Here is a 20,539-nt window from a genome sequence, read left to right on the forward strand (position 1 = left end):
TTTTAATATTTGGAGACAAAGGCAGACTATCTCTGGATCCTACAATCTTCTGTAAAGACATCCAGTCACGAACGCGGTATGAAGGCGCTTGCTTGTCTGGCCCATGCCGCTGGATAAGAATGGATTATCTGCTTTTTATCTCAAGGGGCGTCTTCGGGGCGTTTCCTGAATTTTTGTGAATGCGCAAGGGGGGCCATTTAAGGCCACGACTGACCGGTGTTGTGCGCTGTGGCGCATGTGTTCCGGTGGTTGCCACGTAAGGCACCCCAATAATATGAAGGAAGTTGCACTGATATGCTGCAATGGCTGAACAAGGACGCTCCGTTCCGCGATAAAATCCGGGTTGTGATGCTGTGTCTGGAAGCATATTTCATGTTCCAGATTATTGTGGAGACGGTTGGCTTTTTCTGGCACGCGCCAGCCCATTACACGTATATCATCAACATGAGCGCCCTTGTTTTCGGGCAGATTGTTGTCATGTTCATCTGGAAGTGGTTCACCACCCTGATTACCGAGCCGGTGGAAAAACTGGCGCAGATGGGGGAAGAACTGGGCAATGGTGTTGCACACAGCAACATCCCCTTCCTCAAGAACAAGGACTGCGTTGGCCGTCTGGCCCGGATTATGGCCCGCTTCTCCCGCATGGTGGATGAGCAGGCCGCCGCCCGCCAGCAGCAGGAAAAAATGGCGTCCGAAATCAAGGATGCGCTTGATAACAGTCAGGACCGCGACAAACACACACATATGGTGATCGACCGGTTGGGGCAGGCTCTGGCCGACATGGCGCAGGGTGACCTGCGGACCCGTATTGAAGACCCGATTTTTGATGGGGAATTTGCCCCCCTGCGTGATGCGTTCAACCATTCCGCAACCCGCCTGAACGAAGCCCTGTGCGCCGTTGCCAGCAATTCCGACCTGATCTCCACCGGCGCTGCCGAAATTTCCACGGCATCGGACGATCTGGCCAAACGGACGGAAAAGCAGGCTGCAAACCTTGGTCAGGCGGCATCGTCCGTGCGGACCATTACCGAAGGTGTGCAGAGCAACGCCAAAGCCTGTGCCGATGCGAATGCAGAAAGCCAGCAGGCGCTGGAAAAGGTTAAGGCGGCTACATCCGTCATGACCGAAACCACCAGAGCCATGGACGGAATCAAGAGTTCCTCCGATGCGATTGGCGAAATTATTTCGGTCATTGATGGCATTGCCTTCCAGACCAATGTGCTGGCCCTGAACGCAGGGGTGGAAGCCGCCCGCGCGGGCGAGGCTGGTCGTGGCTTTGCCGTTGTTGCGCAGGAAGTCCGCTCGCTGGCGGAACAGTCCGCAACATCTGCAAGCGAGATCAAGCGCCTGATCTCCGTTGCTGCCGAGCAGGTGGTCAAGGGTGTGGATCTGGTGCAGCAGACTGGCCGCTACCTGAACGATTTTGCAGGCAGCACCCAGAATATTGCGACCCGGGTGGAAGAAATTTCCTCCTCCACGCAGGATCAGGCCCAGCGCCTGTCCGAAGTGACCGCCTCCATTGGCGGGATGGATCAGGTTACGCAGCAGAACGCAGCCATGGTGGAAGAAACCACAGCCGCCAGCCACAACCTGACTGCCGAAACCCGGACACTGGCGGCAACACTCAGCCGCTTTAAAATGGACCTTGGTGGCGCGCGCGCTGGCCGCGCAAGCCGCCCGGCGCTTTCGGCCCCTCGTGCGCCCGCCCGCCCCAGACCGGCCAGCCCGGCCCGTGTGGCAGCGCCCGTGGCCCCGGCGGCTCCCACGCCCCCTACGCTGTCCATCCCCACGTCCTCGTCCGATGCCGGATGGGAAGAGTTTTAATGGCCAGTATTCCAGCATGTCCGGGGCAGAGCAGCCCCGGCCTGTGTGGTTGATCAAGGGAGCAGTGGGTTGGCGAATGTGACCTTACCTGAACGTCTGGACACTTCAGCGGCATTTGCCCTGAAGAGTGAGATCGAACAGGCAATTCAGAATGCCGGGGGCGGGCAGGTTGCTCTGGACGCTTCTGGCGTAACTTACCTTGGAGGACTGTGCTTGCAGGTTCTCCTAGCCAGCAGATGCCCACTTGTGACGCCTTCGGAGCCAGTAGTGGAGGCTTATGCCCTGTTTGGCGTAAGCACGTATCTGACCGAGCCGCTGGCGCCGTTCAAGGAGTAATAAGGACTATGGTGGAAAAAGTGGGCATACGCGTTTTGACGGTCGATGACTCCCGCACCATGCAGGGCATGTTACGCAAAGCCCTGGAAGGGGCGGGCTACGATGTTATTCAAGGTGGGGATGGGGTCGAAGGGCTGGAAGTGCTACAGGCAGCCGACCCTGTGCCCAATGCGATTATTACAGATATCAATATGCCGCGCATGGATGGTTTTGAATTTATTGAAGCCGTGCGTGGGATGGAAAAATACAAGCATCTGCCAATGATCGTTCTGACAACGGAAAGCGACCCCGAGAAAAAAGCCAGAGCCCGTGCGGCCGGGGCGACCGGGTGGATTGTCAAACCGTTCAGCACAGACAGTCTCGTGGCGGCTATCCGCCGGGTGACCGCCTGAAGGAGAGAGATCAGGATGAGTGGTGACATGGACGATATCCTTCTGGTTTTTTTCCAGGAGTGTGAAGAGCAGCTTCAGGAACTGGAGCGTGGTCTGTCTGCCCTTTCGGATGGGGAATCCGGGAAGGAGACAATCAACGCCGTTTTCCGCGCTGTGCATTCCATCAAGGGTGGGGCCGCGTCCTTCGGTCTGGAAAACCTTGTCCGGTTTGCGCACGTGTTCGAAAGTTCCCTTGATGGTCTGCGCTCCGGCCGTGTTGCTCCTACGCCTGAGATTGTTAAAACCTTTCTCAAGGCCATGGATGTTCTGAGCGATCTGGTGGCCGAGGCACAGGGTGGTGCCGCGGTGGATCAGGGCCGTATTGCGGAAAGCCAGACCGAACTGGAAGCCATTATTGGCGAAGGTGGCGGGAGTGCCCCGGCCGCAAAACAGGAAGATGTGATTCCTGCCGATTTTGTGCCCGTGCCCATGGATTTTGAGCCAGTCATGGCCGATTTTGATTTCGGCGATTTTGGACTGGAAGAGGATGCTCCGGCCGCCGCGGCCCTTGTGGTGACCTTCAGCCCCCATACCGCCATGTATGACCGGGGGGACGATGCCCGCAACCTGCTGATCGGTCTGGCCGATGTGGCGGTGGCCCATGGTGGCACCAGCACCGTAACGTGCGAAACAGCCGCTCTGCCCGCACTGGCGGATATGAAGACCGAACAGTCCTACTTGTCGTGGCGTGTGGTTCTGCCCGCATCCGTGCCGGAGGAGAGCGTTCACGCGGTGTTCGACTGGGTGAGCGACGTGTGCGATGTGACCATCTCGCGGGAGGGTGGGTCTGACCCGGATGGTGGCGAGCCCGCCCCCGAGGAACCCACACCTGCTTTGGTGGAAGACCCTGCGCCAGCCACGTTCAAGGCGGAGACAGAGCCTGCGGCGGCAACCCCGGACCTGCAACCCCACCCGGCTTCGGCCTCGGTGGTGGAAAAAATCATGGCGGAACTGCCTCCGCCGCCCACGGCCGCGGCCAGCGCCCCCATTGCAGCAGGCAATACGGCTGCCGTGCGCCGCCCGGTTGAACAGGCGACAATCCGTGTGGACCTGCACCGCGTGGATGACCTGATGGATCTGGTCGGTGAGCTGGTGATTGCACAGGCAGCCCTTGAATCCATTGGCCAGCGCGAAGAGGGCGGCCAGCAGGAAATGATCAAGCGCATTGCCAGCATGAAAACCCTGACGCGGGATATTCAGGATGCGGTCATGGCCGTGCGCGCCCAGCCCGTGCGCAGCGTGTTCCAGCGGATGCAACGCGTTGTGCGCGAGGCCTGCTCCATGACCCACAAGGACGTGGTGCTGACACTGGAAGGCGAGGACACGGAAGTGGACCGCACACTGGTGGAAAAACTCTCCGACCCGCTGACCCACATGCTGCGCAATGCGGTTGACCACGGCATTGAAAGTGCAGAGGACCGGATTGCTGCGGGCAAGTCCCCCACAGGGCAGATTCTGCTTTCTGCCGGGCATCGGTCTGGCCGTATCCTGATTACCATCAAGGATGATGGGGGCGGGATCAACCACGAGCGCGTGCTGGCCATTGCCATCAAGCGCGGCATTGTCGCCCCCGATGCGGTGCTGACGGATGACGAGATCAATAACCTTATCTTCGCGCCGGGCTTTTCCACGGCAACGACCGTCTCCGACCTGTCTGGCCGTGGGGTGGGGATGGATGTGGTCAAGCAGGCCATTCTGGGCCTTGGCGGGCGCGTGACCATCAGCAGTGTGCAGGGGGAGGGCACGACCTTCTGCCTGAGCCTGCCGCTAACACTGGCCGTGCTGGATGGAATGCTGATTGTGGCCGCCGGGTCCACAATGGTTGTGCCTGTCTCCTCCGTGGTGGAAACCATGATGGTCAACCACAAGGATATTTACATGCTGCCCGATGGCGCCAATGTGGTGTCCATCCGTGGGGTCTGTATGCCGCTTATTCCCCTTGCGTCCGAACTGGGGCTGGGGGGCTACGGCACATCGCGTGGCCTGTCCGAGGATGACGTGATTCTGGTGGTGGAAAACGAGTCCGGTGCACGGGCTGCACTGATTGTGGAGGATATCCGCGATCAGGCGCAGGTGGTGATCAAAAGCATTGAAAAGAATTATCGCCAGATGCCCGGTGTATCTGCCGCGACCATTCTGGGGGATGGCAGCGTGTCCCTTATTCTGGATGTTCCCGCACTGGTTGCCAATGCCCTTGGCCGGATAGACACAAGGCCCTCGGATGTTCGCACAGGGATTGCGGCCTAATACCAGACCACATCAGACGATCTGTATTTGAGTAGGAAAACGGATATGACGGACGAAGCCGGGGCCGACGCCAAGCTTGTAAAAATGATCGTGTTTGCAGTGGGTGATCAGGAATATTGCATTCCCATTCTGAGCGTGCGCGAAATTCGTGGGTTTGAAAAAACTACGGCACTGCCTTTTGCGCCGCACTATGTCTGCGGTGCGATCAACCTGCGTGGCATTATCCTGACCGTTATTGACCTTGCGGTGTACCTGAACGTGGAGCCACAGGCCGATAACCCGCGCCGGGTGGTGATTATTGTGGAATCGCGCAATGGTACGGTGTGTGGTCTGCTGGTGGACCGGGTGATTGACATGGCGGACGTAAACCTGTCCGACATTCAGGCCGTGGCGGAGGAAGATAGCAGCCTGAGCGGTCTGGTCATGATTGCAGACCGCATGATTGGCGTGCTCCGGCTGGAAGTGGTGGTCGGTCAGCTGGTAGGCGGGATGATCTCCTGATGGTCGACACGCGTTCCACTGTTGACCCGGAGTACACGGACGCTGACTTTCAGATGGTGCGGCGGATTGCCAAGCATGAAGCCGGTATTTTTATTCCTGATTCCAAAAGTACGCTTGTTTACTCCCGTGTGTCCCGCCGTGTGCGGGAAAGCGGGATGGACAGCTTTCAGGCGTATCTGGGCTTTGTGCAAAGCCCTGCCGGCCGGGCGGAAATGAACAAGCTTGTCTGTGCGCTTACAACCAACGTGACCAGCTTTTTTAGGGAACGGCCACATTTTGTGCATATGGAACAGAATGTGCTGCCCGGACTGGCCGCCAAGCTACGCAGTGGCGGGCGGGGGCGCATGTGGTCCGCGGCCTGCTCCACCGGGCAGGAACCGTGGAGCATAGCCATGTCCATTATGTCCGCGTTCCCCGAAGCGGCATCGTACGACATGCGTATTCTGGCGACCGATATTAATTCCGAAGTTGTGGCTCAGGCCGCATCAGGCACATATGTCGAGAGCGAGACGGACGGTATTTCCACCAAGCAGAAAAGCCAGTTCATGCAGGCCGATGCGCGTGGCAACCTGTCTTTTGTTGGCAATATCCGCCAGCTTCCCGCTTTCAAGGTACTGAACCTGAATGCGGACTGGCCCATGCGGGGGCAGTTTTCCGTTATTTTCTGCCGCAATGTCGTCATTTATTTTGATGAGCCCACGCGCGAGCGTCTGTGGGGCCGACTGGCTGAAAAGCTGGAAAAAGGTGGTTTTCTGTATGTTGGTCATTCGGAAAAAGTGGCCAACCCCCGCCGATGCGGCCTGGAGCAGATTGCTCCGACCATTTACCGGAAGGACAGCTAGTTTATGGCGCAGCCCGTAAAAGTTCTGATCGTTGATGATTCCCGCACCATTCGGGCGTTGATCAAACGGTCCTTTGCGCAGAACCCGGATATTGAAGTGTGTGGTGAGGCCGCAAATCCGCTGGAAGCGCGTGACCTGATTATTAAGGACCAGCCGGACGTTATTACCCTGGACGTGGAAATGCCGGGGATGAATGGCCTCCAGTTTCTGGAAAAAATCATGCGGATGCGGCCCATCCCCGTTGTCATGGTGTCCAGCCTGACAGCAAAGGGAGCGGATACGGCCATTACCGCGTTGCAGATGGGGGCGTTTGACTGCTTCCCCAAAACCAATGTGGCTGCCGGGGAGGACGCATTTGCGGGCCTTGGGCGGCTGGTGGTGCAGGCGGCACGCTCGCAGCCGGTTGCCAGGGTGCAGCGCCGCACACCTGCGGCTCCCGTTGGCCATGTGCAGACAACGTGGGGCAATGCTGTGGACCTGGTGGCTATTGGCTCCTCCACAGGTGGGGTGGAGGCGCTGGAGGAGGTGCTTTCCGGCTTTCCCCAGAAGAGCCCGCCCATTGTTATCTGCCAGCATATGCCGCCGCTGTTTACGGCCAGCTTTGCAAACCGGCTGAACCAGACTATGCCCACCCTGTCCATTGCGGAAGCGCGTGATGGGGAGGCTCTGCAACCCGGTATGGTCAGAATCGCCCCCGGTGGGGACAGGCATATGGTGGTGGAGGCCGGTGGTGGCAAATACGTAACGCGGCTTGTCGGGGGTGCGCCGGTCAGCGGGCATTGCCCATCGGTGGATGTGTTGTTCAGGTCCGTTGCCAAATGTGCAGGGCGGAATGCTCTGGGCATTATTCTGACCGGCATGGGGCGCGATGGTGCGGATGGGCTTCTGGCCATGCGGCAGGCTGGGGCTTTTACAATCGCGCAGGACAAAACATCTTCGGTTGTTTATGGAATGCCACGGGTCGCGGCCGAAATTGGCGCGGCCTGCCAGATTGTGCCATTGCGCCAGATTAGTGCTGCGGCCATGGCCATGCATACGCGCTGAGTGCAAAAACGGGCGGGTTATACAACCGCCTGCTGTATCTGATGCCGGCCTTTAACGGCTGGAATTGAGACTAGGAATAAGGGGGAGACAAATGCCTGCCGCTTCACAAATCAGGGCTTTGATCGTAGATGATCAGGCTTCTATCCGTCAGGTTCTGGCCAACAGCATGGCAGAAATCGGCTTTACCAACATTGCCCAGCGCAAGGATGGTAAGGAAGCTCTGGAATATCTGGAGCAGAACCCCACGCATCTGGTCATATCCGACTTTAACATGCCGGTTATGGATGGTCTTGCGCTGCTGCGTGCAGTGCGCAGCAACCCAAAAATCCAGAAGGTGGCATTTATTATCCTGACCAGCGAGGCCAGCAAGGATCTGGTGCAGGAAGCGGTCAAGGCTGGCGTTAACAACTTCCTTGCCAAACCTTACACCGTAGCCAAGCTGCGTGAGGTTCTGGAAAAGGTGTTCGGACCCATAAAGTGAACGATCACCCTGCGGTCAAAACGGTTATTCAGGGGGAAGTGGCAATCTCTGGCGATTCGTCAGTGGTTTTTGCAACGCTGCTTGGTTCCTGCGTTTCGGTTTGTATGTTTGACCCGCTTGCACGTGTTGGCGGCATTAACCATTTTTTGCTGCCAGACGGGGGGGAAGGCCATTCAGGCACAGCCATGCGCTTTGGCGTGAACTCCATGGAAATGCTGGTCAACGGCCTGCTCAAGGCCGGTGGGCAGCGTAGCCGTCTGGCGTGCAAGGTGTTTGGTGGTGCTGCCGTTGTGCCCAGTCTGGGCCGCATCGGGCAGGAAAATATACGGTTTGTGACCAATTATCTGGTGGATGAGGGCATTCGCTGCGTGTCCCAGAGTCTGGGGGGCACATTGGCCCGGCGCATCCGCTTCTGGCCGACCACGGGTCGTGCACAGCAGAATCTGGTGCAGGACGTGCAGGGTATTGGCAAGCAGGAAGTCGCCTACAGCCGGCGTGAGGCTGAAGCAGAGCGGAAGTGGGCCAAGGAAGCCAGTTCCGAAATTGAACTGTTTTAAAAACAGCCCCGCCGGAGAGGATCAATACAATGGATGTCGTGCCCCAACCGCGCCCTGCTGAGGCCGGAAACGAACGCAGTGTACTGGAGGTTATGGACCATCTGGTGGCCTTGCTGGATGAAACCTGCCAGGATTTTGAGGGTGTGCAGCGTGTGGTGGGCGAAAACATGGCCGCAGCACCCCTGAGCGATCAGGATGTGCAGGTTCTGCAAAAGCTGGATTCCGCCACCCAGACGGTGGAGGCGGTTTCCACTATTCTTAAAAACCTGATCACCAGTGGTGGGCCGTGCGTGGGCCAGAGTTTGGATGTGGCCGCTCTGAGCCGGGGCGTAAAACTCAGCCATGTTGTTCAGGTTCTGCAATATGGCATAGAGGCCGAGCCTGAGTGCCATTCTGGCGAGGTCGATCTGTTTTAGGCCCGTTGGGTGTTGGCGCTTTTAACCAGCGCCAGCCCCCAGCCAACCATAAGAAAAGCCCACCCTGCGGTTCGCTCGGTAAATAACGAACTGGTTGAGGCCAGCGGCCAGAACATCATGCAGAGTGTAATAAAAAGCATGGACAGCATAAGGTCCTTGCTTGCCACGGCTGCAAGCAAAAGCTTTTTCAGCCAGATCAGAACCATGCACACAAACAGCACAAGGCCGGTTAATCCGGCTGTGGTTGCAATTTCCAGATAAATATTGTGCGGGTGAATGTTGCACCCCACAACCGGGTCCATGCCCGCCATAAAGTGGTTAAGCTGGGGCATACCGTAAATATACACGGCATCGGCACAGTGCCTGCGAAAACCATCAAACCCCAGCCCAAACAGCGGGTGTGCATAAACCATGTTTGTGGCGCGGATATAAATCTGCCCATAGGGGGAATGTGGAAAATCCCTGATCTGCTCCAAAAAGTGCAGAACCAGCTTGTTATAGGCCGGGGGGGAAAGAACAGGCAGGCACGCCAGCCCGCCCATGCCAATAAGAGTGGCCAGAATAACCGGCACACGGGTGGTCCGGATAAGTATGGCGCAGATAAAAAAGCCAAAAAAGACCAGCAGCGCAGGCATTCTCTGCCCCACAATAACCATGGTCAGCAGCAGAAAAGACATCATGCCCAGTGCGGTTATTTTTTTGGAGAGTGCTTTATGCTGCATCATGCGCATGGGGTAGATCATCAATCCGGGGAACATGATGACCATAAGCGCTGGCCCGGCGCGGGGGCTAAAAAACGGGCCGGTCAGCGCGCCATCCCCCCACCTTGGGTAACCCCAGATGTTCACGCCAAACAGATATTGCTGCCAGCATTCAACCAGCACCCAAAGTCCGGCCAGAGTAACGGCAAAGCTCAGGACTTTCTGTTCTTTCTGCCCTTGAAGCAGCCATTCTTCCAATGCTTTGGCAAAAACAAAATAACGCAGGATTGCCAGTGCTTCCAGCACCGCATGTAAGGAGTGGTCCAGCATGGATGCCAGAACCATAATGGCCCACAGACCAAGTGCAAAAGGGAACCATCCTTGCAGGAGCGGTCGATAGTTTTTTTTGAAAACAGTGTGGAGCAAAAAGCTGATTGCAATAAACGAGATAATAAAATCCGCTATGGAACGGCCACGCAATTGCAGAAATGGAAGGAAAAAGAAAAGCGCAAAAGCTATTTTTTTTAAATGCGTATCAAAGAAAACAGGCATGTTTTTTAGGGTCATTTTTGTAGCGCTCCAATCATTTCAACAATAAAATACTCTGTGTGGGAAAGCTATTATTAAATAACCCGAAGAGCAGGCCGTTGCTGTATGGTACAGTCCGGTGCACAACTGGAGCACTGCCCATACTGGTGTGTGCGATACCTGACCATCGGCCGGACGATGCGCCTCCCTGTGAGTATGGGCGGCAACCCGCGGCCACCAGCACCCGAACGTAAACTGGTGCTGGAATATGGCGTTTTTCCGTATTGGCGATGTTTTTGCACGGAAGGGGCGCTATGGGGGCGCAGGCGGGGTATCTCTGCCCCGCTCTTATGGAGCCGTGCCCGCTGGAGTGCCCTATGGGGTGCCGGGTGGGGTCAGGATGGAAGGGTCAGCAGCCGGTTGGCCAGCACATTGGCCGTAAGGGGTACAAGACCGCCAACAATACTGGACGAGCAGCTACCATAGGTCAGGGTTAGCCCACAGGCGGCGGCAGCAATAATGCCCCCCACACGACCTGCCTGGTCCATTTTGCTGGCAACCATGGTGGTGGCCCCGCGTTGTGCAAAGGCATAGCCTATATCGGCAGATTCTTCGGCATCCAGCCCGGCGGGCAGCACCAGACTCAGGGTCGCGCCAACACGTTCGACCATCTGCATCATTTTGCTCATGCTTACGGGGGAGTACACGCAAATGCCCGGCAGATCGACCAGAATAGGCTGCCCCGGTTCCTTGTGGTTGACGGCATCGGCCAGAATTTCGGACGTGCTGCCTTGAATAATGGGAATATTATAAGGCTGGAGCAGGGCGGACAGCTTGGCAAAGCTCCCTGCCGTATGGTCGCACGCAATTACCAGCGGGGGCGGGCAGTCCTTGTAGTCTTCGGACAGAATATAGCGTGCAGCCAGCTTGGCCAGCACCAGCGTTTTGCCAGAGCCGGATGCACCGCCAAAGGCCAGTGGCGTTTTGGTGGCATCGGGCAGGGCGCCAAAGGACAGAACATTCGCCAGCCCGTCCGCCAGTGTTTTGCCCGCCAGCGCATGAATGAGCGGTTCTGGCACGGAATGCCAGCGCAGAACGTCCTCTACCGTAAGGTGGCTGACCGGAAGGGAGACCCCATTGCCCGCCACCCCCCCCTTGCCCTGTGCCGGATCGGACACGGGTGAAGACTCCTGCGTGTTTCCCTGACGGCGCTCCCCAACCGGCTGGCTGGCGGTGTCGGAGGGACTATCCTGCATATTCTACTCCCATGGTGCGGTCTTCTGGCTGACTATCACGATATGGTCGCAACCGTCTTGATCCGGGCACGAGGGTATATCTCAGCTTGCGATAGAACGGAAATGGAAGGGCGAACCCGCTCCACAATAGCGTGCATGGAATCCCGGACGGGGGAGGCAACAACAATGACCGGGATTTCGCCATTGGTGGAGAGGGCATTGAACGTGTCGCGCAGTTTGCCCACAAAATTATTCAGCATGGAGGGGGGCATGGCCAGCTTACGGTCTTCTGCCGGGCCGGTAATGTGCGCCATAAAATCCGATTCCCATTTGGAGGAGAGGGTAACAATGGGAATATACCCGCCCGGCCCGACCAGCGTGTTGCAGATCTGGCGGGAAAGCCGCATCCGCACATGGTTGGTCAGGGGCTGAATGCCGCGCAGGCCCATGCCGCAGGCTTCCTGAATACTTTCCAGAATGGTGGGCAGGTCACGGATGGAAACGCGCTCGGCCAGTAGGGCCTGCAACACCCGCTGCACGGTGCTGAGCGGCACCTGCGAGGGAATAAGGTCGTTGACCAGCTTTTGCTGTTCGCGCGGCATGTCGTCCAGCAGGGCCTGTGTGGCAACGTAGGTCAGCAGGTCCGGCAGGTTCTGGCGCACGCTCTCGCTCAGGTGGGTCACAATAACGCTTGCGGGGTCCACCACGGTGCAGTTCATGGCCATGGCTTTGGTTTTCTGCGCAGGGTCAATCCAGACCGCGGGCAGGCCAAAGGCGGGCTCGGTGGTTTTTTCGCCCGCTATGGGGGGCACCCCGCCTGATGGGGTCATGGCCAGCAGCTTGTGGGGTTTGACCTCGCCCGAGGCAATTTCGATCTCCTTCAGCTTGATCACATATTTTTCTGAAGGAAGGTGAATGTTGTCCTGAATGCGCACCGGGGGGGTTACAAAGCCCATTTCGGTTGCAACGGAGCGGCGCAGCGCCTTGATCTGCTCGGCCAGTTGCGGGGTGTCTCCGCTGGTCAGGGGCAGCAGGCCAAAGCCGAGTTCAAGGCGCAGCAGATCGAGCTTGAGCACTTCGGAAATGGGGGTCGCAGTGGGCTGGGGTGTAATGTCGGTTACGTCGCCATCACTGTCGGCGGCCGGGGCGCGGCTGCGCAGCCAGGCACCCGTGCCAGCCGCAATGGCAATGACCAGAAAAGGGAAGGCAGGCAGGCCCGGCATAAGGGCAAACAGGGCGGACAGCGCTGCCGCAACCCCCAGTGGCTTGGCGTTGCCGCTCAACTGGCGGGCCAGAATAACGTCGGCCGTGCCATCCGTGCCGCCCTTGGTCACCACCACACCCGCAGCGGTGGAAACCAGCAGGGCCGGAATCTGGGAGACCAGACCATCGCCCACGGTCAGCATGGTAAAGGTGCTTGCGGCCTCGCTCAGCGGCATACCGTGGCGCAGCACGCCAATGGTCAGCCCCCCAACAATGTTGATGGCGGTGATGATGATGCTGGCAATGGCATCCCCGCGTACAAACTTGGCCGCACCATCCATGGAGCCGTAAAAGGCACTCTCCTCCTCCAGTTCCTTGCGCTTGATCCGGGCCGTGCGCTCGTTAATGGCGCCAGAGGCCAGATCGGCGTCAATGGCCATCTGCTTGCCGGGAATGGAGTCCAGGAAGAAGCGGGCTGCCACTTCGGCAATACGCCCCGACCCTTTGGTGATGACCATAAAGTTCACCACCAGCAGAATGCAGAACACAATGCCCCCGATCACCACGTCCCCCCCCATAAGGAACCCGCCAAAGGCGGCCACAACATGGCCTGCGGCATAGGGGCCTTCGCTCCCGTGGCTGAGGATCAGCCGCGTGGTCGCAATTTCAAGCGACAGGCGCAAAAGGGTGGTGAGCAGCAACAGGGTAGGGAAGGAGGTAAAATCCAGCGGCCGCTCAAGGAACAGCGCAACCATCAGCACCAGCACGGAGGAGGTGATGGAAATGGATAACCCCATGTCCAGAATGAACGTGGGCAGGGGCAGAATAAGAATGGACAGCAGCAGAACCACGCCAACGGCCAGCCCTATATCCGTCCCCGGCACCATGGTGCGCCACGGCAGGGCCTTCCATCCGCCATTGCGCAGCGTGCCAACTGCGTTGGTCAGGTGGCGCGAGCTGGATGCAAATCTTACGCGTGCGGCCGCAGTCCTGTCCGCCAGTTTGCCAGCAGCGGCTTTTTTGACCGAGTTGCCATCGGCAGTATCCAAGAACCACGTTCCCTTTTGTGTTGTTGCGGCACGGTTTATGGCCAATTCCAGCATGTTCGCGCCTGCTGCGAACCATGAGGGACTGCGCCACTCAGACCCATGTGTGTGCTACGCAGCTACAGTTACCATCAAGTGCAATCCAAGGCCAGAAAATGGTTCTGCCAAAGGCGGTCGCACAGGCCGGGCGAATGGAGGGGCTGGTCCTTGCCACGGAGGGCCAGCGGTATGGCTGTGCCGCATGGCAAGTGCAGGTGGGGCATGGTAAGGTCGCACAGATGGATCACACAGGGTTACGTAAGGCGGACATGAAAGCGACGTGGGAGCCTGAGAAGGCGAATATGCAAAAGCTCATGGCTCAGAAGGAACTTGTCTTACAAGACCCTTCCCCCTTAAAGGCGGGGGAACTGTGCGCCTCCCTGTGCATGAACGGGCTGGCGGACGAGGGCGTGCGGCTGGCGCTGGAGCTTGTCAGGCGTTTTCCCGATCAGGTGCCCTACCTGCTGGTGGCGGTGTATGTGCTGACCACCTTTGTTGCACGGTACGATATTGCCGCCGTTATGCTCCGCAAGGTGCTGGCGCTGGAGCCGGATAACGCAGTCGCCAGAATCCATTACGCCAAGGTGCTGGTGGTGCTGGGCGATCTGGCGCAGGGCAGTGCGCAGCTTGCGGATGTTATTCGCCGTTACCCCGACCGGCGGGAGGAGGCCACGCTCCAGATTTCTGAAACCTTCCTGCGCATGGGCTACCCGCAGGAGGCGCTGGAAGTCATGCTGTTTACCATCCGTCAGAGCGTGCCCACGGCGCAGATGTTCAACCTGATCGGCTGCGCATTAGGGTGCCTGAACAGGTCGGAGGAGGCCATTCCCTGGTACGAACAGGGAGCGGTGCTGGACCCGGCGGATAAGGGCATCAGGCTTGGTCACGCGCTGGCGCTGCTCAAATCCGGCCATTACGGCAAAGGGTGGGAACTGTTTGCCCGGCGTGACCCCAAACTGAGCCAGCTGACCCAGTGGTTTGCCAAATTTCCCACCCTGCAGCGGGGGGAGGATGTGGCGGGCAGAACGGTACTGCTTTATCAGGAGCAGGGGTTGGGCGATACGCTCCAGTTCATCCGCTTTGTGCCAGTTCTTGTGGCCCGTGGCGCGCAGGTTACTGTGGCTGTGGGGGATATGCTGGCCAAGCTTTTGCGCCAGTCCTACCCCGACCTTACGGTGCGTGTGCTGACCCAGTTCCAGCTGGACGAGACGTTTGATTACAGCCTGCCCATTCCCAATCTGCCTTATGTAACGGGCATGGAGCGGGCGGAGGATATTCCCGCAACGGTTCCCTACCTCCGGGCCGACCCGCAGGACGTAGCCCGTTTTGCAGATCTGCTGCCGCCTGAGCGCCCGCGTATCGGGCTTGTCTGGTCGGGTGAACGCCGCCAGACGGGGGAGGACGTTATGGCCGATCAGTTGCGCTCCCTTACGCTGGCAACGGTTGCGGCGGCGCTTACACCGGTCAATGCCACGCTGGTCAGCTTGCAGTACGGTGCCCCGCGGGAAGATCTGGCGGCATGGCAGGGGCAGGCTATTTTTGACCCCATGGACCATGTGCGCGACATGGCCGATACGGCAGCGCTCATGGAAAATCTGGACCTGATTATTTCGGTCGATACGTCCCCGCTGCATCTGGCCGGGGCACTGGGCAGGCCCGTGTGGCAGATCAGCCGGTGGGATGCGTGCTGGCGGTGGGGCGATGCAGGGCACAGGACGCCATGGTACCCGACCATGCGTATTTTTCGCCCGCAGGAGCGCGCTTTTGGCCCCATTCTGGCGGAGGTGGGTGCTGCCCTGCGCGCATGGGTTGCCGCATGGCCGGAAGCACCGCATGACCTTGCCATACCATCCGCACCAGCACCCGCAACCTTACCCTCCCTTCTGCCAGACCCGGCGGCGCTGGCGGCCAAGGCCGGTGCCGCCAGCGGTGCTGCTCACAAGCCTGCCGAGGCCGAAGGGGAGGGTATTCCAGTTCTGCCAGAAGGCATGACGGTGCAGGCCCTGTGGGACGCAAGGGAAGACCTGCTTAAAAACCCCACACCGCAAAAACTGAACGATCTGGCGGTCATGCTGTTTGAGCTGCGGCAGTATGTTGCGGGTGAACGGTTGGTGCGCGATGTGCTGGCCATCTGCGGGGATGATGTGCCCCTGCTGCTGGCCTCGGTCTCGTTGCTGAACACCTATACCGCCCAGCATAATCTGGTTGCGGCCCTGCTGCGCAAAATCCTGCTGTTGCAGCCGCAAATGACCGAACTCAAAATGTATCTGGCAAACACCCTTATCATCAAAGGGGATTTGGCCGGTGGTTTGCAGATTTTTTCGGATATTATGCAAAACCACCCCGAACTGCGCCTGTTTACGTGCGAGCATATTTCCCTCGCATTGCAGGATGCGGGGTATCTGGAGCAGGCTTATCAGGTACTGGACCACTGGTTCCGTAATAGTCAGGAAACCACACCAGCCCTGTTCAACAACATGGGCTGCGTGCTCCAGCGCCTGAACCGCTCGGAGGAGGCGCTGGCATGGTACAAAAAAGCCATTGAAAGCCAGCCCGATAATGCGGCCATCCGCCTTGGGTATGCGTTGACCCTTTTTAAGGCCGGATACTTCTGGGAAGGGGTGGCATACCACGAAGGGCGCGCACTGGGCCTGCATGACCCTGCCGCATGGTACCATCAGCTCCCGCTGCTCCGGAGGGGGGATGCGGTGGCAGGCAAGTCCATTATTGTCTGCCAGGAACAGGGGTTTGGGGATAGCCTTCAGTTTGTGCGGTTTGTGCCGCTTATGGTGGCGCAGGGAGCTAAGGTGACGGTGGTTGTGCCACTTAATCTGCTCAAGCTCTTTACGCAGTCCCTGCCCATGGCAACCATTGTGGAAGATGCCCATTTTGCCCGCCAGAATGGGTATGATTACAGAGTGCCGCTGCCAGACCTGCCGTTTGTTATGGGGCTGAAGCGCCGGGAGGATATTCCCGCCAGTATTCCCTACCTTAAGGCAGACCCGCAGGATGTGGCGCGCTTTGCCGCACGGATGCCCGCCAAACGCCCGCGCATTGGGCTGGTGTGGGCGGGGGGCAAACGCCAGAAGGCATCGGACCTTGTGGTTAACCAGCGCCGCTCAACCGAACTGGCCAATGTTGCCCCGGCCCTGACACCGGTGGATGCGGAGCTGATCAATCTCCAGCATGGTCCCGCGCGTGATGAGCTGGCGGAATGGCACGGGCAGCCCATTCTGGACTTTATGGCCGACGTGCACACCATGGCCGATACCGCTGCGGTAATAGAAAATCTGGATCTGGTGATCTCGGTCGATACATCGGTCCTGCATCTGGCCGGGGCGCTGGGCAAGCCGGTATGGATGATCAGCCGCAGGGATGCGTGCTGGCGGTGGGGGGATACGGGCGAGACCTCGCCGTGGTATCCAACCCTGCGTATTTTCCGTGCGCAGGAGCGTTCGTTCGCGCCGGTTCTGGCAGAAGTGGGGGCCGCCCTGCGCCAGTGGGTGGCAACGTGGCACCCCGGCAAAGGGGCGTTGGACTAGGCCGCACCATGGTGGCCTGCCCCTAGCTACGGCCCATAAAACTGGCGGGGTGTTGTGTGGCTCTCAGCCAGAGTGGCTTTGTAGGGGCCGCTCCCCTGCGGTTAGGGCTGCCTGCCCTGCGGTGGCGGACCTAGCCGCCGCTTTGGGGCATAACCCGCTGTGCGGTGGCCCGCGCCACAGGGGCTGCACGGTAGGAGGCAAGAGAGCGGCCGCGCATGGAACTGCCATGCCCGTTGCCAACAGGGCCGGGTTCCACAAAATTCCGCATTCCCTGAAAAGGATGGAATACCTTGGGGTGCGAGATCTGGGGCATGCCATCTGGTCCGGTGCCCGTGCTGGCTTCGGCCACCATCATGGGGGGGTGGCGCACCGTGGGGGTTACAGGGTGCGGGAACACCTGCGGCATAAGGGGCGATTTTTGCGGGGCCTGCTGGGCATCCCGCCCATCCTGCGGCACGGCCCATGCCTCCAGCACCTTCCACTGGTAGGGGGTGCCTATGCCCGGTGTCTGGGAATGGTAGGCTGCTGCGGCCCGTGGCCAGCTCCCGGTTTTATCATACATCTGGAGCAGAAAATTGCCCGCGTACATGGCGTTGCGCAGCGGGTCGAACGCCAGATCGAGGGAGGAGAACGCATCAGGGTGCTGTTGCAGGTTGACCTGCATACACCCCACATCAATCGATATAATGCCCTGCTGGCGAAAACTCTGGACTGCCGCTACGGCCTCTGCCCGGCTGTTGTAGTGGTAGCCAACACCTGCGGCATTGACTGTCCATGGCCATGCGGCCACCGTTCCATCGGATTCGACCCGGCCACTTTCCACCCGTCCCATGGCGGACAGAAACCCGTCGGGAATGTGCAGGCTGCGTTCGGTCTGGGCAATGGCTTCCGTGCATAACCCGGCCTCGGCGGAGTGGGCATGGGCCCGTGCAGCCCCCAGCATTGCGTGGGTGGCGCTGGCCAGAACCGTGGCGCACAAAAGCCAGTGGGCAGGCAGGGTACTACGGGGTGGTGTCATGCGTTCCGGTGGGGCTTGGTCGGGTTTTGCCGCGGGGTGCGCCCCTTGCTCCTTCTATTGTTGGCCCTTGCCAGTAATGGAAGAATATAAAGTACCACACGCAAGGAACAGGTGTTGCCATCGGGTGGTCACCTTACTGGCCTGTATTCCGCCATGCCTGATCATGCAAGGATTCATGTACCTGCTGTGGCCCGCGCCGGGGCATAAATAGGGGTGGCGGGGGTGGTGGCGCGCCGCTCAGGCGGGGGGTGGCGCAGGCAGGGCGCTGGCCGTAATGCCCTGATTTTGCATTATCTTTGGTACATGGGTCGGGCATGGGGGTGCGGGCTGTGTGTGGCTGTTGCCACGGTAGGGGCAAAAAAGGCTTTTGGGCATGGGCCGTGGCGGGTTACATGAAGATTGAATGTAATGGCAGGCACGCCTATTTGTGTGCCACAAGGCTATGGGATAACCCGGTACCGTGTGCCGGGCTGATCAATGCAGGGGTAAGCAGGTATATGAGGAACCGCCTCAAGGCGAGCAACGGGTCTGGCGGTGCAGCCAGCCAGCATGGCACCGTGGCGAGCACTCTGGTGCGCCATACGGTGCTGGGGATGGGTGCGCGTGCGTGGGGCAAGGCCGTTATGGCCGCCTTTTTTATGGTCTCCCTGTTTATTCCGCTTACCTCCGCCCATGCCATTACGGTGCGTGTGAAGGACATTGTTGATTACGAAGGCGTGCGGGACAACCAGCTTGTCGGTTACGGGCTGGTTGTGGGCCTGCATGGCACGGGCGACCGTCTGACCAACATCATCTTCACGCGTGAGACGTTGATCAGTATGCTCAACCGGCTTGGCGTGAACATCCGCGACCGCGAAATCCAGTTGCAGACGCATGACGTGGCCGCCGTTATGGTGACCGCCACACTCCCCCCCTTCTCCCACGGGGGCGGGCGGATTGACGTCACCGTTTCCGCCGTGGGTGACGCGCAGGACCTGACCGGCGGCACCCTGCTGGTGACCCCCCTGCAGGCTGCCGATGGCGAGGTTTATGCCGTGGCGCAGGGGTCGCTTGTGACCAACGCCTTTACCGCGGGTGGGCAGGCTGCCACGGTTACACGCAACATTCCCACCAGCGGGCATATTGCCAACGGCGGTGTGGTGGAACGTGAAGTGCCGGTCAAACTGGGCGAGACAGGGGTTATCCACCTCTCGCTGCATAACCCCAACTTTACTACGGCAACCCGTGTGGCAGAGGTCATCAACCGCCGTATTGGCGCGCACATGGCGCAGGTGGATGACCCGCGCACCATTGCCGTGGACCTGACCGGGCGCAATGCCTCGCTCACCCTGTACCGCATCGGGGATTTGCAGATCGAGCCGGACACCATGGCCAAGGTGGTGGTGGACGAAGCCAGTGGTACCATTGTTATGGGGGATAGCGTGCGCATCAGCACCGTGGCCATTGCGCAGGGCAACCTGACCATTCAGGTCACGGAAACCCCTCAGGTTGTGCAGCCTGCTCCTTTTTCCAACGGGGTAACCGCCGTTGTGCCACGGACACAGGCCAATGTGAGCACGGATAGCTCCCACCGGCTTGGTATTCTGCGGGAAGGGCCAACACTGGCCAGCCTTGTGGCGGGTATGAACGCGCTAGGCATGGGCCCGCGCGACATGATTGGTATTTTGCAGGCCATTAAGGCTGATGGCGCCCTTCAGGCCGATCTGGAAGTAAGGTAGTCCAAGCATGAGCGCAGTCTCCAACGTCAATGCGGCCCAGATTGCCAGCGCCCAGAACGCAGCCAGCACAACCCAGGCGGGCACCACCCCCCAGTCGGGGCTGAGCGCGCAGGCGCTGGAAAAAACCCGCAAGGCCGCCATAGAGTTTGAGGGCATGACCATAGGCGAAATGCTCCAGCCGATGTTTGACACGGTGGATACGGCCAACAGCCTGTTTGGTGGCGGGGCGGCGGAATCCCAGTTCCGGTCGTTGCAGGTGCTGGAAATGGGCAAGCAGATTGCCAATAACGGCGGCATTGGGCTGGCGGATAGCGTCTATCGCCAGATGCTGGCCATGCAGGAAAAAGCACAGCAGGAAAAAGGCACATCATGACCGATACGCCCAAAACACTGCCCAAAATACTGCCAGAAACACTACAGGACCGCCTGTTGCAGGGGTTGAGTGCCGTCAATGCCCTGCTGGAGCAGGAGAACACGCTGCTCTCGTCCGGTCAGTGGCAGGATGTGGAAAAACTGCTCCCCCGCAAACGTACCCTTATGGAGCAGATGCGCAAACTGCTGCCAGCAGAAGCAAAACCCCTGACGCCGGAGCAGCGCAGTGCAAAAGCCGCCCCGGAAATGGAGGCCGCTACAAAGCAGTTTCATGCGCTGGTCCGCGCGAACGAAGAACTGTTGCAAAATGCCATTGCCGCCCAGGGGACGCTTATCCAGCTTGTGCTGGAGGATGCCGCGCAGGAGCAGCGTATTGGCTATGGGGCATCGGGCGGGTATGCGGTGGGCCAGCACAACAGCGCGCTCGCCCTGCGGAGTGATGTTTAAACCACTCCGCC

Annotated in this window: 19 protein-coding genes; 14 read left to right on the forward strand and 5 right to left on the reverse strand. The window is 59.2% G+C overall.

Annotated elements, in window-relative coordinates; all coding sequences use genetic code 11:
* Positions 1–294: 294 nt before the first annotated feature.
* The 10 genes from Absy_RS03210 to Absy_RS03255 all read left to right on the forward strand — a co-directional run bounded on the left by Absy_RS03210 (position 295) and on the right by Absy_RS03255 (position 8,679).
* On the forward strand, positions 295–1,824 hold the full coding sequence (locus Absy_RS03210) for a methyl-accepting chemotaxis protein (protein ID WP_048853281.1): 1,530 nt from the start codon (positions 295–297) through the stop codon (positions 1,822–1,824).
* 78 nt (positions 1,825–1,902) lie between these two features.
* Complete coding sequence (locus Absy_RS03215; protein ID WP_231866803.1) at positions 1,903–2,160, forward strand: STAS domain-containing protein; 258 nt, start codon at positions 1,903–1,905, stop codon at positions 2,158–2,160.
* An 8-nt stretch (positions 2,161–2,168) separates the two neighbouring features.
* The gene (locus Absy_RS03220; RefSeq protein ID WP_048853283.1) at positions 2,169–2,552 is read left to right on the forward strand and encodes a response regulator; all 384 of its coding nucleotides are present in this window, start codon (positions 2,169–2,171) and stop codon (positions 2,550–2,552) included.
* A gap of 27 nt (positions 2,553–2,579) precedes the next feature.
* Positions 2,580–4,838 carry a chemotaxis protein CheA gene (locus Absy_RS03225; RefSeq protein WP_245614700.1) on the forward strand — a complete coding sequence of 753 codons (2,259 nt, stop codon included), beginning with the start codon at positions 2,580–2,582 and terminating at the stop codon, positions 4,836–4,838.
* 45 nt (positions 4,839–4,883) lie between these two features.
* Positions 4,884–5,339 carry a chemotaxis protein CheW gene (locus Absy_RS03230; RefSeq protein ID WP_048853285.1) on the forward strand — a complete coding sequence of 152 codons (456 nt, stop codon included), beginning with the start codon at positions 4,884–4,886 and terminating at the stop codon, positions 5,337–5,339.
* A complete protein-coding gene (locus tag Absy_RS03235; protein WP_048853286.1) occupies positions 5,339–6,181 on the forward strand; it encodes a CheR family methyltransferase in 843 nt (280 codons plus the stop codon). The genes Absy_RS03230 and Absy_RS03235 overlap by 1 nt, the downstream gene beginning before the upstream one ends.
* 3 nt (positions 6,182–6,184) lie before the next feature.
* Positions 6,185–7,225, forward strand: coding sequence for a protein-glutamate methylesterase/protein-glutamine glutaminase (locus tag Absy_RS03240; protein WP_048853287.1), 1,041 nt, complete (start codon positions 6,185–6,187; stop codon positions 7,223–7,225).
* Positions 7,226–7,316: 91 nt separating this feature from the next.
* On the forward strand, positions 7,317–7,706 hold the full coding sequence (locus tag Absy_RS03245) for a response regulator (RefSeq protein WP_048853288.1): 390 nt from the start codon (positions 7,317–7,319) through the stop codon (positions 7,704–7,706).
* A complete protein-coding gene (locus Absy_RS03250; RefSeq protein ID WP_048853289.1) occupies positions 7,703–8,263 on the forward strand; it encodes a chemotaxis protein CheD in 561 nt (186 codons plus the stop codon). The genes Absy_RS03245 and Absy_RS03250 overlap by 4 nt, the downstream gene beginning before the upstream one ends.
* Before the next feature lie 29 nt (positions 8,264–8,292).
* On the forward strand, positions 8,293–8,679 hold the full coding sequence (locus tag Absy_RS03255) for a hypothetical protein (protein ID WP_048853290.1): 387 nt from the start codon (positions 8,293–8,295) through the stop codon (positions 8,677–8,679).
* Here Absy_RS03255 and Absy_RS03260 read toward each other — a convergent pair.
* The 3 genes from Absy_RS03260 to flhA all read right to left on the reverse strand — a co-directional run bounded on the left by Absy_RS03260 (position 8,676) and on the right by flhA (position 13,233).
* A complete protein-coding gene (locus Absy_RS03260) occupies positions 8,676–9,947 on the reverse strand; it encodes an O-antigen ligase family protein (RefSeq protein WP_048853291.1) in 1,272 nt (423 codons plus the stop codon). The two genes, Absy_RS03255 and Absy_RS03260, sit on opposite strands and share 4 nt — an antisense overlap.
* Before the next feature lie 356 nt (positions 9,948–10,303).
* Positions 10,304–11,164, reverse strand: coding sequence for a hypothetical protein (locus Absy_RS03265; RefSeq protein ID WP_048853292.1), 861 nt, complete (start codon positions 11,162–11,164; stop codon positions 10,304–10,306).
* A gap of 35 nt (positions 11,165–11,199) precedes the next feature.
* Positions 11,200–13,233, reverse strand: coding sequence for a flagellar biosynthesis protein FlhA (flhA, locus tag Absy_RS03270; RefSeq protein ID WP_048853395.1), 2,034 nt, complete (start codon positions 13,231–13,233; stop codon positions 11,200–11,202).
* Positions 13,234–13,547: 314 nt separating this feature from the next.
* On the opposite strand from flhA, the gene Absy_RS12705 reads away from it, so the two are divergent.
* Positions 13,548–16,973, forward strand: coding sequence for a tetratricopeptide repeat protein (locus tag Absy_RS12705; protein WP_245614701.1), 3,426 nt, complete (start codon positions 13,548–13,550; stop codon positions 16,971–16,973).
* A gap of 130 nt (positions 16,974–17,103) precedes the next feature.
* Here the strand turns inward: Absy_RS12705 and Absy_RS03285 are convergent, their stop codons facing one another.
* Complete coding sequence (locus Absy_RS03285) at positions 17,104–17,991, reverse strand: transglycosylase SLT domain-containing protein (RefSeq protein WP_052945688.1); 888 nt, start codon at positions 17,989–17,991, stop codon at positions 17,104–17,106.
* A gap of 133 nt (positions 17,992–18,124) precedes the next feature.
* Complete coding sequence (locus tag Absy_RS12595) at positions 18,125–18,307, reverse strand: hypothetical protein (RefSeq protein ID WP_186807902.1); 183 nt, start codon at positions 18,305–18,307, stop codon at positions 18,125–18,127.
* A 307-nt stretch (positions 18,308–18,614) separates the two neighbouring features.
* Between Absy_RS12595 and Absy_RS03295 the strand changes: the two genes are divergently transcribed.
* From Absy_RS03295 to Absy_RS03305, 3 genes are read left to right on the forward strand one after another with little or no spacing between them, the layout of a single operon-like run.
* Complete coding sequence (locus tag Absy_RS03295; protein WP_245614713.1) at positions 18,615–19,709, forward strand: flagellar basal body P-ring protein FlgI; 1,095 nt, start codon at positions 18,615–18,617, stop codon at positions 19,707–19,709.
* A gap of 7 nt (positions 19,710–19,716) precedes the next feature.
* The gene (locus Absy_RS03300) at positions 19,717–20,082 is read left to right on the forward strand and encodes a rod-binding protein (RefSeq protein ID WP_048853294.1); all 366 of its coding nucleotides are present in this window, start codon (positions 19,717–19,719) and stop codon (positions 20,080–20,082) included.
* Positions 20,079–20,528: a flagellar protein FlgN gene (locus Absy_RS03305; protein ID WP_048853295.1), complete on the forward strand. Its 450-nt coding sequence runs from the start codon at positions 20,079–20,081 to the stop codon at positions 20,526–20,528. The genes Absy_RS03300 and Absy_RS03305 overlap by 4 nt, the downstream gene beginning before the upstream one ends.
* Positions 20,529–20,539 lie beyond the last annotated feature (11 nt).

The organism is Acetobacter syzygii, from assembly GCF_000964225.1.
Classification (GTDB): domain Bacteria; phylum Pseudomonadota; class Alphaproteobacteria; order Acetobacterales; family Acetobacteraceae; genus Acetobacter; species Acetobacter syzygii.

Coding starts and splice junctions, on each gene's coding strand:
- Absy_RS03300 (WP_048853294.1), top strand. CDS start 19,717: ATGAGCGCAGTCTCCAACGTCAATGCGGCCCAGATTGCCAGCGCCCAG.
- Absy_RS03210 (WP_048853281.1), top strand. CDS start 295: ATGCTGCAATGGCTGAACAAGGACGCTCCGTTCCGCGATAAAATCCGG.
- Absy_RS12705 (WP_245614701.1), top strand. CDS start 13,548: ATGGTTCTGCCAAAGGCGGTCGCACAGGCCGGGCGAATGGAGGGGCTG.
- Absy_RS03235 (WP_048853286.1), top strand. CDS start 5,339: ATGGTCGACACGCGTTCCACTGTTGACCCGGAGTACACGGACGCTGAC.
- Absy_RS12595 (WP_186807902.1), bottom strand. CDS start 18,307: ATGCCCGACCCATGTACCAAAGATAATGCAAAATCAGGGCATTACGGC.
- Absy_RS03285 (WP_052945688.1), bottom strand. CDS start 17,991: ATGACACCACCCCGTAGTACCCTGCCTGCCCACTGGCTTTTGTGCGCC.
- Absy_RS03265 (WP_048853292.1), bottom strand. CDS start 11,164: ATGCAGGATAGTCCCTCCGACACCGCCAGCCAGCCGGTTGGGGAGCGC.
- Absy_RS03240 (WP_048853287.1), top strand. CDS start 6,185: ATGGCGCAGCCCGTAAAAGTTCTGATCGTTGATGATTCCCGCACCATT.
- Absy_RS03230 (WP_048853285.1), top strand. CDS start 4,884: ATGACGGACGAAGCCGGGGCCGACGCCAAGCTTGTAAAAATGATCGTG.
- Absy_RS03255 (WP_048853290.1), top strand. CDS start 8,293: ATGGATGTCGTGCCCCAACCGCGCCCTGCTGAGGCCGGAAACGAACGC.
- Absy_RS03260 (WP_048853291.1), bottom strand. CDS start 9,947: ATGACCCTAAAAAACATGCCTGTTTTCTTTGATACGCATTTAAAAAAA.
- Absy_RS03245 (WP_048853288.1), top strand. CDS start 7,317: ATGCCTGCCGCTTCACAAATCAGGGCTTTGATCGTAGATGATCAGGCT.
- Absy_RS03225 (WP_245614700.1), top strand. CDS start 2,580: ATGGACGATATCCTTCTGGTTTTTTTCCAGGAGTGTGAAGAGCAGCTT.
- flhA (WP_048853395.1), bottom strand. CDS start 13,233: ATGGTGCCGGGGACGGATATAGGGCTGGCCGTTGGCGTGGTTCTGCTG.
- Absy_RS03305 (WP_048853295.1), top strand. CDS start 20,079: ATGACCGATACGCCCAAAACACTGCCCAAAATACTGCCAGAAACACTA.
- Absy_RS03295 (WP_245614713.1), top strand. CDS start 18,615: ATGGCCGCCTTTTTTATGGTCTCCCTGTTTATTCCGCTTACCTCCGCC.
- Absy_RS03220 (WP_048853283.1), top strand. CDS start 2,169: ATGGTGGAAAAAGTGGGCATACGCGTTTTGACGGTCGATGACTCCCGC.